This is a genomic window from Sporomusa sp. GT1 (assembly GCF_014634905.1).
GTDB lineage: Bacteria > Bacillota > Negativicutes > Sporomusales > Sporomusaceae > Sporomusa > Sporomusa sphaeroides.
This window is the reverse complement of sequence record NZ_BMBX01000012.1, coordinates 46344-60233: the sequence shown is the minus strand read 5'-3', so window position 1 is coordinate 60233 and position 13890 is coordinate 46344. Positions and strand designations below refer to the sequence as shown.

Below are 13890 nucleotides of genomic sequence, written 5' to 3'. Positions count from 1 at the left end.
TATTTGCAAATTATCAGAACTGTCAATATATTTATTTTTGTTCCCTGTATGCCTCTGCTTTCGCACAAAGAACATAACTCCCATGACAGAATACATGGCCGGCATATAGCTGCCGTGTCAGAGATAACGGCACGGCAGCCAAAGGCCGGCCAGCTTTAAGGCTTCCTGTTTCTAGCAACAGAGTTATGCCTGAGTCTCCATTTATCGGTAAAATTTAATCGGTTCGGCATTTGTCTCCATATTCCAGACACCGCAGGGACAAATACCGGCACAAATACCGCACCCAATACAGCTTGCCGGATCTGACACATATTCGGCGCCATTTTCCCCGGCCAGCCGGGTGATGGCATTTTCCGGGCAGGATTTAAGGCACATATGGCAATCACGGCAAGTACCACAGCTAATGCAGCGGGCGTAGTCACCGCTGGCGTCAGGTACATCGCAGCTATGACATTTTTTAAAGTAGGCGGTACTCATCCGCTCTGCCGGAATCCTAATCTTCCCTGCAGGCATATAGGCGGCACTCCTCAGATAGGCGTCGGCAGCCAGGGCGGCCTCGCGGCCGGCACCGATGGCGTCCACCAGCCGACCGGGACGAATGGTGTCACCGGCCGTAAAGATACCGGGAGCCACACTATAATTACCGGCCGGCTGCAAAAAGCCGCGTTCCAAAGCAATACCGTCAGGCACAAAATCCAGGTCAGGCACTTCACCAATAGCAATGATTACGGTATCGCCTTTAATCAGCTTGCCATCTTGCGTGATGATTCCCTCGTCTGTCACCTCTTTGGTAAACACCGGCCAGCAAATTTCTCCGCCCAGCGCCTTAACGTGCGCCATCTCCGCCGCGAAGGCAGCCGGCCGCTGCACGTCAATGCAGGTAACCTGTTCTGCGCCAAGGCCATAAGCCCCGACAGCCACATCCATGCCCGAGTTGCCGCAGCCGATAACGATGATCTGTTTACCGATAGCCGGTTTTTCTCCTTTGTTGATGGCTTTAAGGAAATCCAGACCTTTGATAATGCGTTCATGCCCCGGCCAGGGAATCACTTTGGTTACATGCGTCCCGGTGGCCACCACTACCGCATCATGGCAGTCTTTAATAGAAGTAAATTTTTCTTTGTCCACACTTACCCCGGTTTTATAGGCAACACCCATGGCCGCAATGCGGGCGATCTCCCGTGTCAGCGTCTCCTGCGGCAGACGGGAGCGCGGGATAACCTGCTCCATTTTACCGCCCATTTTTTCATCGGCTTCAAATACGGTTACCTTATGGCCCAGCCGCGCCAGCTGCCAGGCAGCCGTCAGTCCGGCGGCGCCGCCACCGATGACGGCCACATGTTTGCCGGTTTCAGCCTCAGGCATAGGTAAGTCAACGGCTGACGAATATCGTCCCAGTTTACCGATTTGCGCTGAAATATCCACGGTTTTGCGGGTACAGTCATCCATGCAGAGATTAGGGCATACTGCGCCGCACACAGAACCGGGGAAGGGTGTATATTCAAGCACCAGACGGTAAGCTTCCTCAATCCTGCCGTCCCGGAGCAAGTTGAAACGCTGCTGGGATGGGATTGAGGCCGTGCAGTTAAATTCGCAGGGGGCGCTATATTTTCCATTCTCCCAGACAGGGACGCGCCGGCGGTATTCTCCTGTCGCAACAGTATCGATAACGGTAAAGTCGTCGTCACAGACATCACTGAAAATACTGCCAGGCACCCAGGCACTGTTTCGGAAGGAAAACAAGTCGGTGTTGGCTTTTTTGGGGCGTTCGTCATAAGAAAGCGGTACTACCTTGTGCCATTCCTGCCAGTCAGTCAGTTCTGTTCTTAGTTCCGGCCGGCCGACTGCATTCAGGAAGTCCTCCATTTTTCCGTCAAGATAGGCAATATCTTCTGCTGCCAACGGCAGAATCTTGGTATCTTTAGCCGATATGCCGCCGGCACTGCCCCGGAAGTAAACAATACCTCCCACCATCCCGGTGCAAGCCCGGTCACCCAATACCGACTCAAACTGTTCACTGTCATAGCCGCACACTACGGCAATGCCGCCACCCATAAACTCAAAGGCAAAGCTGCCGACATTTTTAAGTACCCAGAATTCCGGCGCGTCAAACAGCGGATCATGCTTCATCAGCGAACCGGAGCGGGTTCCCGCCCTGCCGCCGACATAAATGGTGCCGGCAGCAGCACAATGGGCAGCCGTATCGCCGCCATCGCCTTTTACGATAATCCGGCCACCGGCGTTAAGCCAGCCGATATCGGCCGAGGCAGAACCTTCCACAATAATTTCCGTTCCCGGCAAACACATGGAGCCTACCCGCTGACCGGCATTTTTGACCAGGAAGGTAAGCGGTTTTCCTTCCGGATGCCACAGCGGGCCGCCAATATCATGCTGACCTGCCGCTTCAATATAAAATTCGGTTTCTCCCTGCGCCAACGCTGCATTAATGCTTTCTAAGAGGTCCTGCGTGGACATCCGGTTGTTACCGTCAATAGTATTTATTTTAAACATGCAGAGGTCCCCCTAACATACATATTGGATAGCCAGCTTGTCGGCAATGGCTTTATCGGTACTAACCAGGGCATCAGAGCGTCCCACAGGCAGCGAGCTGTTGCCGACAGGCGCCATAAGCTTTTTGAGTTCGCTGTCTAAGGCCAGCATGTAGTCAACAATGTTTTGCGCCGCTTTATCAATATCCAGACGCTTTACCAGCCGCGGATTCTGGGTACAAATACCGGCAGGACAGTTACCGGTGTTGCAGGCATTGCAGCGGCCAAGTTCATTGCCGACACAGCCGCACAGCTGAATCAGCATTTTGCCCATAAAGACACCATTGGCACCCAGACAGATGAGTTTGAAGGCATCGGCTGCCGCGTTGCCGGTTAAGCCTACGCCGCCACCGGCCCATAACGGGATTTGTCCCTGGCGGCCCTGCTTAACCGCAGCAAGATAACATTCGCGGGCTTTGGACACCACCGGATGTCCGGTATGGTCAAGCGACACTTCATTAGCGGCGCCGGTCCCCCCCTGGATGCCGTCAATGAAAAAGCCGCCGCAAATTTTGTATGGGTCGCGCAGCAAGTTGTTATAAACGGAAACCGAGGTCGCTGAAGCCGCACATTTGATGGCAACAGGTACCCGGAACTTGAAGGCGGCATTCATGGACATAAACATCTTTTGTACCGACTCTTCAATCGAATACAGTCCCTGGTGATTAGGCGGTGATAACAGGTCGGCCTTAGGTACGCCGCGAATAGACTGTACCGGTTTAGATACTTTGGCTGCCGGCAATAGTCCGCCGTCACCCGGTTTGGCACCCTGACCGATTTTGATCAGAATGCCGGCCGGGTCTGCCTTCATGTGCGGCAATGCCTGGATAATCCGGTTCCAGCCAAAATGACCTGAGGCAATTTGCAGAATCATATATTTCAGCTGCTCGGATTGCAGGAGCTTTTTCGGCATGCCGCCTTCACCGGAGCACATCCGCACAGGCAGATTATGTTTTTCGTTGAGATACGCCGTGGCCATGGCAACAGCTTCCCAGGCCCGGGTTGAAAGGGCACCAATAGACATATCGCTGAAGATTACCGGATAAATCCAGTTTACCGGCGGTGTCTGAGTCGTCAGTTTAAGTTCCCGGCCATCGGAAGCCAGCGGCAATTCATGGGGCAAAAGCACCCGGCCAAAAGGAGCCAGGATATCAAACGTATGCCGTTCAGAGTCTAACGCCGGGTCGGTCATTTGCGAAATCCGGCCAACCACAATCCGGTCCAGTGTCCGGTCGCCGCCGCTAAGATTGTTGCGTCCGCCGCGTTTAACCGGCGAGCCGCCGCTCCGGTTCAGATAATTTATCCGTGAATCCAGGTTGCGCACAGGCTTAATGGCACTGTTCGGGCACACCTTTTCACACATGCCGCAGCCCACACAGGCGTTGCCTACAGCTGCCTTCTGCTTAATGACCGGAATAGCCATATGCCGCTGGCTGGGTTCAGGCTGGTGGCCGGTGGATACGGTAACAGACCGCCGCTCCATGGCCGCCTCTATTGCGTTAAAGGTACAGGCAGCCACACAGCTGCCGCACATGGTACAGCGTTCATGAACATATTGTAATTTCCACGGCAGATCATTAACGCTGACATCCTGCACTTTTACTGTTTCCATCGTTCCACCTCCAATTCCGAAGTAATAACTACAACTTCCCGTTCATTCGGATAAATATCAAGCTCCTGGTTACGGTTAGGCAAAATTTGGTTTATACCGCAAACTTCCGAGGATATCGCAATAGTGGTACCGTCACCGCCCACAACTACCGGGCGCAGCTTTTTCGAGTCACAACAGGTCATCATCCGCCCATCAGGCAGCATAGCAATAATGGTATTAGGCCCGTTAATTTCCAGATGGCCTAAGGATTGGCGGATGGCTGTCAACTCCCGGTGGTCTGCCCGTTTGGCAATCTCGGCAAAGGGCAGCGGCGTAATCACATGCTTGTAGTACTTTATCGGCCATTTGAGCACATCAAGAACATAATGCAAAGTATAAAGGAAGTTTTGCGAATCTGATTCAAAGCCGATATAGCCGCGATGCAGCGATTTTTGATATTCTTTATTTTTGGTATAAAAGGTATTTTCACCATTGGCACACAGCGTATATCCCTGTAAAAAGAAAGGATGGGCAGCATATCGCACAATCTCATAGTTGGTATTTTGCCGGCACTGCACAACAACATTTTTGGCCATTAAATCGCCGTTATTGTCCCATAATTTAAAATAGACGGCAATATCGCGGGGATCGCCAATTTCCTTTAAGGTTAAAACATCAGGCCAGAAAGAATAGACATAGCCTTCTTCCTCCTTGGCTAACAGCTCCCTGAGGGCCAGGCGAATATCCAGCAGCAGTTCTGCTTTTGCCTCCTGGGTGGCCTGGCGATAATACTCAGGATAATCATAAGCCCGAAAAATATAATAAGGCATGGCCTTGATGTCAAGCCCTGTCTGACGGACACCTCGCGGAATCCACTCATGCACCGGGGTAAAGTTATTGGTTTCCATGAAAAGCTCTACCATAGAGGCGCCCTTTTGGGTACAAGCCAATGACAGTAACGGCTTATCCTTATAATCGGCAAATACTCCTTCCAAATCCTGCATGACCATGGCGAACCCGGAGTTGTCATGTCCTTCCTGCTGGGGCAGCATTAACTGTAACGCCAGTGACGGATGAAAGGCCACTTTACTTTTAATAGCTCCAATTCTACACATCCTACTTCTCTCCCACCCTCTTAGACTCGTTAAACGGCCGGCTGCTTTGCCGCGTCTGGCAGCCGGCCTTGCTCACAAGTCTTATTTTTTAAAGAAAACACGGCTGGCTCCGAGCCTTTGGCGACAGCGGAAACCGGTGTTGCCCTTATCCTGCGTTTAAAGAAAGTTATACTTTCTGTTAGAATAAAGACAATAAAAAGACCTGGCGAAATATCCTAACCTAGGACTTTCCGCCGGGTCTTTTATACCCACGGTGTAGTGCTCGTTACGTCGCACCTGTGCCGCTTGGTCCAGCCCACTTTGCAGCGCGGAACCCTAGGCACACTCCTTAAAGTACGTTTGTACGTAACAGATGCACGACGCTGTACACTGTTTCTCTTGAGTATATTATAAAAACGAATTGTTATACTGTCAATATGCAAATTTAAAAAAAATTATTCTGAAAAATCCATGATTTTACGGCTTGGTCGACGAATATCACCTTCTCTTATAGTATATTTATTCATATCAAGATATTCCATGATTGGAACTGCAATTTTCCGGGAAGTGTTCAGAATATCTCGCAACTCTGCCACTGTTAAGGTCTCTTTCTCCTGAAAATATGTATGAATAAGCTGTACAATGTTTTGAATTGTTTTGCTGTATACAAACATATCTCCAAGCTTAATCAATACCCCTGCCCGGACCAGCTCACCATGGGCAACTTTAATTTTATCCGGCGGCAGACCAATTTTTTGCGCCAATAACTCCGGATCAATATTTATCAATCCAATATTTTCAAACGCAACTGCCGCTTTGGCCACAACCTCCTGCTGCCAGCCGCCATGACGCTCGGCGTGATTTTTTAATGCCAGCTGGCCGCCGTCGATTACCACTACACCGGTTTCCAGCCAGCAAGCAAGCAGGATGTCAAAGTTTTTCTCCCCAAGGGACATTTTTTGCCGGACTATTTCCTTGGACAAACCATTCCGGTCAGGATCACGTCTATGATAATCCTGCAAAATGCCGGTAACAGTATGACTCAGCCGCTCAAGAACCACAGTCGCAATATACGACTTGTCCAGCTTACGAATTTTTTCCGCCGCAGTCAGCCGCTCAATCGCCTGATTCACCGCCCGGTCAGGAAGATAGCCGCTCTGCCGTTTGATTTCCTCTTTTGTTAACAGTTGGCGACTCTCTGCCAGACGATAATACAGGGAGGCCGCTTCGTCGGAGCACGCCACCGCTGCGGCTAAAGCAGCCCTGGCAGCAGTTAACCGCCTGGTATTACGCCCGGGAGCGATCAAGGTCACACCGCCCAGCAGATGCTGTGGCGAATACAGTCTAATAATCCCCCTGTCGCCAGCCCCTGCGGCTAACGGCTGTTCCAAAATCAGCCGCATATAGCGATTATCCGTGCCTTTAAAGGAATAAATCCGGCCCAAAAACTCACCTGTTCCCAGATGCAGCCGGACCCGCAAACCGTTTTCCACTTCCTGCCGCCAGTCGGCGGCTACATCCCAGAGGCAGCTTATTTCACCACGGGTGCTTGCACTGAGCATCATTCCCCGGGAAAGCTGTTCCTGTTCTATTCCCGTCAGATTAATGGCTGCCCGCTGGCCGGCAATAATATTGCCGGCTTTCTCACCATGCGATTCTAACCCGCGAATCCGTACAACCGTTTCTGCCGGGTATAACAGCAAGCTGTCACCCACACCGGCTTGCCCGCTCAGCACCGACCCGGTCACTACCGCGCCATGCCCCTTAACGGTAAACACCCTGTCGATCCACAGCCGGAACGGAGCGGTGCTGTCCCGGGCAGGTATTTTTTCCGCCAGTTCTGCCAGAGAGGCTTTAAGCCCCGCAAAGCCTTCGCCGGTTATGGCCGATACGCGGCAAATGGCGGCAGCCTGCAAAAAAGTGTCTTTCATATATTCTCTTATTTCTTCTTCGACAAGTTCCAGCCATTCGCCGTCTACTTTATCAATTTTATTGATAACAATAATTCCCTGCCTGATGCCGTACAATTGGAGCATAGCCAAATGTTCTTTGGTCTGCGGCATAATCCCTTCATCGGCGGCAATTACCAGCATGGCCAGATCAATGCCGCCTGTGCCGGCCAGCATATTTTTAAGAAACCGTTCATGTCCCGGAACATCAACAATCCCTGCCTTTAGCTTATCGCCCAAAGACAGGGAGGCAAACCCCAGATCAATTGAGATGCCGCGCATTTGTTCTTCTTTCAGCCTGTCGGTCTCTGTCCCGGTCAAGGCTTTAATAATGGCTGACTTTCCATGGTCCACATGACCGGCCGTACCAATGATGACATACTTCATGCCCCAGGCCTCCCTATCTCGCTGAGCGCTGCCGCAATTTCCTCCATATCTGTCTCAACCAGACAGCGCACATCGAAAATAATCCGCTCTTCCTGAATCCGGACAATAATGGGTATATTCCGCTGCCTCAGGCGGCTTTCAAGCTTATCGGCACTCATCCCCGGCATATTGACAGCCACACCATAGCCCCGCAAAGCGGCAAGCGGGAGCGCGCCGCCGCCGGCGGGTGAACTCAGCGGTACGACCTCGGCCGTCAGACCGCTTAGTTCCGGCTGCAGAATTAACCGGTTAAGCTGTATGGCCCGTTCTTTCAATATATCCTCAGCAATAGTAAGCATCGCTAATGCCGGTACAGTCTGTTCAGGCTCTCCCAGCACATATTCCATCAAAGTTCCTTCCAAGGCTGCTAACGATAGCTTGTCAATACGTACAGCCCTGAGCAGCGGATGTTTTTTCATCATGGCCACATATTGAGCTTTGCCGGCAATAATACCTGCTTGCCCTGCGCCCAGCAGTTTATCGCCGCTAAAAGTAACTATATCAAAACCCAGCTGCAGCCGTTCTGCCACCGTGGGTTCTGTCTGTCCGCCGGCAGCCAGCGGCAGCAGTGTCCCGCTCCCTAAGTCTTCAATAACCGGCAATTGATAGCGATGCGCTAAAGCGGCCAGTTCCCGGCTGTCCGGTTGGGCTGTAAAGCCGATGATGCGATAATTGCTGGTATGCACCTTTAAAATAGCCCCCGTATTGGGCCCAATGGCTTGTTCGTAATCTGACAAATGGGTTTTATTAGTGGTTCCCACTTCAACAAGGGTGGCGCCGCTTTGTCTGAGAACATCCGGAATGCGGAAAGAACCGCCAATTTCCACAAGTTCACCACGGCTGACAATAACCTCCCGCCCTTTCGTTACAGCGGACAAGACTAACAGCACAGCTGCTGCATTATTATTTACCACAATAGCATCTTCCGCGCCTGTTAACTGACACAATTGCTCCGATACATGGGCATAACGGCTGCCGCGCCCGCCTGTTTCCGTATCATATTCCAGCGTGCTATAGCCTGCCATTACATCGGTTACACATTCCCTGGCCCGCCTGCCTAACGGCGCCCGCCCCAGATTGGTATGCAGCACTACGCCTGTGGCATTAATAACCCGGCGCAGGCTGGGACGGCTGCACCGGCTCAGCATTTCCCTGGCCTCAACCAGCAGGGCTGCCGGACTGCATTCCTGCTCAGAGTTCAGCCTGAGTGCCTCTCTGGCCTCAGCCGCCACCTGGCGCAAACAAGCAACCACCAGTTCGCGCGGATAGGCGTTGATCTCTTTATCGGCTGACGCAATCGACAGTAGCCGGTCGATCGACGGTATAGAACGTAACTTGTTATTCCCCTCCATCTATCTTGCTGCCTCCCTATTGTTCCTTAACTATTGATATAACCTGGTAAACATTTCATAGTGTATTCCTGTTTTCTGGCAAAAATTCCTGCCCGGATGTATAGATTATTGCTTTTTCACACATACTGGTAATAGTAAATATGCAACAGGAGTTTGCCTATGCTAAATAATCTTTTAAACTTTCCCCGTTTAAACAAATTAGCTCCGCCTAAGCCATCACCACCGGTTCCCGGGCCAAGCCGCGAATTAAAGTTCAATGTCACTCAAGCGAATGTTATGTACGATTTAGCCATTTCCATCCGTAATCTGATTGAAACCGCCAGGGCCGACGGAAATGACATTATCGTATTATGTATTGGTACCGACCGCTCAACAGGTGATTCTCTCGGTCCGCTAACCGGTACAAAACTAAAAACGCTTAATCTATTTCCCCACATTTACGGCACCCTGGACGATCCGGTACACGCCACCAATCTGGAAGACAAACTCAAATTTATTGGCAGTTCCTTCAGTCATCCTTTTGTCATTGCCGTAGATGCCTGCCTGGGAAAACTGGAGAATGTCGGCTGCGTGACACTGGGTCATGGCTCTGTTAAGCCAGGTGCTGCCGTCAACAAAAACCTGCCGCCGGTAGGGAATGCTTATATCACCGGTATTGTTAATGTTGGCGGCTTTATGGAACATTTGGTGCTGCAAAGCACCAGACTGAATCTGGTAATGAAAATGGCCGACACAATTGCCCATAGCTTATCTTTTGGTCTGGGCCGTTCACATACGCATTCACAAAACTGAAAATAAGCCGGCCTTGTAATAGCGCGCCAAACTTATACATTCTGGTAAATATAGAAAATCCCCGGGATACTTGTCGTCAAACAGTATTCCGGGGGTTTTTTATAATCATTTCACTCGTTTTCTTCGGCCGGTACTTCCTTAAGCATCTGACAGGCACCACGAAACACGGCGCCTTCGTTAATGGTGAGAGTACCCACCTTAATATCCCCATAAACTTTGGCGGTAGGCATAAGCTCCAGTTTATCCGTGGCCTCAATATTGCCGCTGATCATGCCGGCAACAAGTATGCTGCGGGCTTTGATCTGCGATTGGAGCTGGCCGCGTTCGCCAATTACCAGATCACCGGCTATAGTCAAATCCCCTTCATGCTGGCCATCAATACGAATGGTGCCTTGTGAAGTAATGCTGCCTTTAAAAGAAGTATCACTGCCAATAATAGTGCCGACTTGCTCGCCAATGTTACCGCTGCCTGCCTGCTTCTTCATGCCAAACATTAATGCTTAACCTCCTATTTTATAAAAAAGTTGACGGGTTAACAGCCGTGCCATTGACACGAACCTCATAGTGCAGGTGCGGCCCTGTACTTATTCCTGTGCTTCCCATATGAGCGATGGTTTCACCTTTTTTAACCCTCTGGCCTGCTTCCACCAGGTTGCGGGAATTATGTCCGTAAATAGTGACAATGCCATTGCCATGATCAATTTCTATCATTTTACCGTAACCGCCATACCAGCCGCTATTGACAACCGTACCGTCGGCTGCGGCAACAATAGGCGTACCGATATCGTTAGCGATATCAATGCCCGGATGCCAACTGCTTCCCATACCCCAGGGCGAACTGCGCCAGCCGAAGCGGGAAGATACTTCGCCATTCGTCGGCCAAATGGAGGGCGTAACCGCTAAACGTTCATTTTTCTCTATTAACGCGTCTTTCAAATTGCTAAGACTTTTCTCCCGCTCACTTACTGATGCCTTAAGCTCGTTGACCAGGGTGGTCAACTGTTTAATATCCGGCTTAACCTCAGGCCCGCCTTGTCCGTTGTAGTTTGCGATACGTACCGGCGCCGAACGGGAAACAGCAGCCGACTCCTCACTGTTTACCATGCGGCGAAGGTCGCTGTCCAACTGGTTGAGACGGTTCATATTGTCCTGGAGCTCGGCAGTCGCCTTAGCCAGCTCTTCCAGCTCTACATTTTGCTTACTGCTCACTTCCCGCAATTGAACTAGCTCGATCTTTTCCTGGGTGGCTATATTGGCCTGATACCGGTAATTTAACATTGTGCCGGAAAGTATCGTAAGACAGATACCCAGCGTTACTGCTGCGTATTTGACTATTTTTATAGGTATACGAAGACTAAATACCGATTTGCCATGATGGGGCACAATCATTAGTGTATATTCGCGCTTGTCAGGCTTCTGCATTTTTTGTTTCAACAAATATCACCTTCTTCGTAAAGTAGACTTAGCTTCAGGTGGATTTAACCCTTCTGAAGGTTCGTCGTCCTCATCCAAGGGCTTGTCCGCTCTAAATACCCTTTGTAACAACCCGAAATCTTAAAGCGGCTAGTCATTAGACAAGATTGCATTACTCCAACCCTGGTGTTATTCGCCAAAAAATGCAAAAATCCTGCCAATCTATGAAATTTTTCCCAAAGCTTTGTCTATAGCTTCTTTTTCTTCGCCTGTTAATAAATAGGTTGACTGACCGTTAACCACCGGTTTGGCATATACCCGCGACTCACTGCGCCCGTAAATGCTGGATAACACAACTCCATTCCTTTTGCTGTCAAGCAGTGCCAGGGAAAAGCTAAGGTCACTGCCAATCTCCTCAAACGCGCTAAAGCGTACAACACCTACATGTTGTACGGAGGCAGCGGCGACAGCCTGCAAACGGCGATATTCCCCGTCAAGCTGATTTACTTTGGTAACTGCCTGACGTACTTCTTCCATATGCACCTGCAGCAACCGCTCAATATTACCGCCGTCGATTCCTGTCATCATTCTCCGGTAACGCTTGTTGAGCTTATTCATTTTAATGCTAATATTAATAAAAACAAGTAATGCCAAAAAGATTAAAGCTGTCAGTATAAGAAGTATATAGGGCAAATTGGCAGTAATTAATGCGGTATACTGCGATAAATCCACGTTAGTCATTGCATCACCTTTCTTTTTTGCGACAAAAGTTTCACACAAAATTCCGGGCATAGGATTATTAGCTGTGATCAACTGTCAAAGCTGGATTTCACTGCTATTATGACCGGCAAATCTTTTCGAAAGCCAACTATTACGCCTATACCGGCCAAAAGTAGGCTAAAGCGGCGGCAGCCGGTATGGCAGGCAGCAAATTGGCCAGCTTTATCTTTTTAATTTCCAGCATTAGTATGCTCACTCCGACAATAAGAATCCCGCCGGTTGCCGTTAATTCGGTAACCACCCGGTCAGACAGCACCGAGCTGAAAAATCCGGCAAGTAAAGTTATCGAGCCTTGGTATGCCAGAATGGACAGGCTGGAAAAGGTTACTCCCACCCCCATACTGGAAGCAAATACAATCGAAGTAATCCCATCCAGTAACGATTTGGCGTATAAGGTACTGGTGTCTCCGGTTAAACCGTCCTGGATTGCCCCCACAACCGCCATGGCACCAATACAATACACTAAACTGGCAGTAACAAATCCGTGCCCGATGTTGTTTTGTCCGGGCTGGTCTTTGCCTCCCAGTTTCTCTGACAGCCAATTACCTATTTGGTTTAAACCGCCATCAATATTGAGTGCCTCTCCGATAACAGCCCCGGCAGCTAACCCCAAAATAACGATAAGCATATTCTCTGTCTTAAATGCCATCTGCAGGCCAATGACACCGACGGCCAGCGCCATCCCGTGCATGATGGTATTTTGATATTTTTCGGGAATACCGCGTTTTAGCACCAGGCCCAAGCCTGAGCCAACGACTACAGCCGCGACATTAACTAAAGTCCCTTTCATGAATGAATCCTCCCTGAGCGGCAATTTCGCGAATGGCGGCAAGCGCCTGCTCAATTTCTTGTTGTGTATTGAAATATCCCGGACTTAGGCGCACAGTGCCGGTCTCAAGCGTACCGATGGTTTTATGCGCCCAGGGTGCGCAATGTAAGCCGGAACGGCAGGCAATGGCATACTGCTGGTCAAGCAGGTGCGCTATCTGCCCACTGTCCTGCCCTTTCAGGGTAAACGAAACCACTGCCGTCCGTCCTAAAAGATCAAGCCTGCCATAGACACTGGCTGCCGGTATTGCCAGCAAGCCTGCCAGTAATTGTCCGGTCAGCTCCATTTCTTTCGCCCGGATAACAGCCTGACCGGTTTGCAGAATAAATTGCACTCCGGCATTAAGTCCGGCAATACCGGGTGTATTGGGTGTACCGCTTTCCAAGCTGTCAGGCATAAACTCCGGCTGCAAATCAGATTCAGACAAGCTGCCGGTACCGCCAACCCTCAGCGGCCGTACGGTAATAGCCTCATGGATATACAAACCGCCTGTCCCTTGCGGGCCAAGCAACCCTTTATGCCCGCTAAAAGCCAGGATATCAATCCCCATATCGGCTACATGGATATCCTCCACACCGGCGGTTTGTGCCGCATCAACCACCAGCGCAACACCTTGCTCTTTTGTTAGTTTACCTACCTCGGCAACCGGCATAATAGTACCGGTAACATTAGAGGCGTGGGTCATCACCACCGCTTTCGGCTTTTGCCTGATGGCTGCTGCCATTGCCTGCATATCAAGCTGCCCGGTCGAATCACAGGGAATTACATGAATCGTTACCCCTCGCGACTGGGCAAGCCGAAGCGTTCTGGCTACAGCATTATGCTCCATGGATGTAGTCACAATGCTGTCACCCGGGTCTGCCAATCCCATAACCGCCATACTGATGGCATCAGTAGCATTATAGGTAAAGACCAGTTGATTGGCATCGGCAATGCCAAATAGCTCCGCTAAAGCTTCGCGGGTTTCATATAATAACAAGCTGGCCGCCCGCGCCATGCCATGTCCGCCACGTCCGGGATTAGCCCCCCTTGTTCGCAGGCACTGATCTACCGCCTGATACACACTTTCCGGTTTAGGCCACGTCGTAGCGGCATTATCAAGATATATCACAATT

At 50.5% G+C, this 13890-nt stretch carries 11 protein-coding genes; 1 reads left to right on the top strand and 10 read right to left on the bottom strand.

The genetic code is table 11. The features are described 5' to 3' along the window. Window positions 1–201 precede the first annotated feature (201 nt). From GT1_RS14010 to selA, 5 genes are all read right to left on the bottom strand, one after another. Window positions 202–2511 carry an FAD-dependent oxidoreductase gene (locus GT1_RS14010; protein ID WP_188399277.1) on the bottom strand — a complete coding sequence of 770 codons (2310 nt, stop codon included), beginning with the start codon at window positions 2509–2511 and terminating at the stop codon, window positions 202–204. Window positions 2512–2523: 12 nt separating this feature from the next. Continuing rightward, on the bottom strand, window positions 2524–4161 hold the full coding sequence (locus GT1_RS14005) for a glutamate synthase-related protein (protein WP_075756475.1): 1638 nt from the start codon (window positions 4159–4161) through the stop codon (window positions 2524–2526). Beyond that, complete coding sequence (locus GT1_RS14000) at window positions 4149–5255, bottom strand: glutamate synthase (protein ID WP_075756476.1); 1107 nt, start codon at window positions 5253–5255, stop codon at window positions 4149–4151. Before GT1_RS14000 ends, GT1_RS14005 begins: the two co-directional genes overlap by 13 nt. 434 nt (window positions 5256–5689) lie before the next feature. Further along, complete coding sequence (gene selB / locus GT1_RS13995; RefSeq protein ID WP_188399276.1) at window positions 5690–7570, bottom strand: selenocysteine-specific translation elongation factor; 1881 nt, start codon at window positions 7568–7570, stop codon at window positions 5690–5692. Continuing rightward, complete coding sequence (gene selA, locus GT1_RS13990) at window positions 7567–8961, bottom strand: L-seryl-tRNA(Sec) selenium transferase (RefSeq protein WP_188399275.1); 1395 nt, start codon at window positions 8959–8961, stop codon at window positions 7567–7569. Before selA ends, selB begins: the two co-directional genes overlap by 4 nt. A gap of 159 nt (window positions 8962–9120) precedes the next feature. Between selA and yyaC the strand changes: the two genes are divergently transcribed. Further along, window positions 9121–9753, top strand: coding sequence for a spore protease YyaC (gene yyaC, locus GT1_RS13985; protein ID WP_075756479.1), 633 nt, complete (start codon window positions 9121–9123; stop codon window positions 9751–9753). A gap of 110 nt (window positions 9754–9863) precedes the next feature. Here the strand turns inward: yyaC and GT1_RS13980 are convergent, their stop codons facing one another. From GT1_RS13980 to GT1_RS13960, 5 genes are all read right to left on the bottom strand, one after another. Further along, complete coding sequence (locus GT1_RS13980; protein WP_188399274.1) at window positions 9864–10247, bottom strand: polymer-forming cytoskeletal protein; 384 nt, start codon at window positions 10245–10247, stop codon at window positions 9864–9866. A gap of 19 nt (window positions 10248–10266) precedes the next feature. Further along, window positions 10267–11190, bottom strand: a complete 924-nt coding sequence (locus tag GT1_RS13975; RefSeq protein WP_223226263.1) for a M23 family metallopeptidase — start codon at window positions 11188–11190, stop codon at window positions 10267–10269. 198 nt (window positions 11191–11388) lie between these two features. Continuing rightward, window positions 11389–11907 (bottom strand): DUF4446 family protein, encoded by a 519-nt coding sequence (locus tag GT1_RS13970; protein WP_223226262.1) that lies wholly within the window; start codon window positions 11905–11907, stop codon window positions 11389–11391. A gap of 136 nt (window positions 11908–12043) precedes the next feature. Further along, window positions 12044–12736: a DUF554 domain-containing protein gene (locus GT1_RS13965; protein ID WP_075756482.1), complete on the bottom strand. Its 693-nt coding sequence runs from the start codon at window positions 12734–12736 to the stop codon at window positions 12044–12046. Further along, on the bottom strand, window positions 12717–13886 hold the full coding sequence (locus GT1_RS13960) for an aminotransferase class V-fold PLP-dependent enzyme (RefSeq protein ID WP_188399273.1): 1170 nt from the start codon (window positions 13884–13886) through the stop codon (window positions 12717–12719). Before GT1_RS13960 ends, GT1_RS13965 begins: the two co-directional genes overlap by 20 nt. Window positions 13887–13890 lie beyond the last annotated feature (4 nt).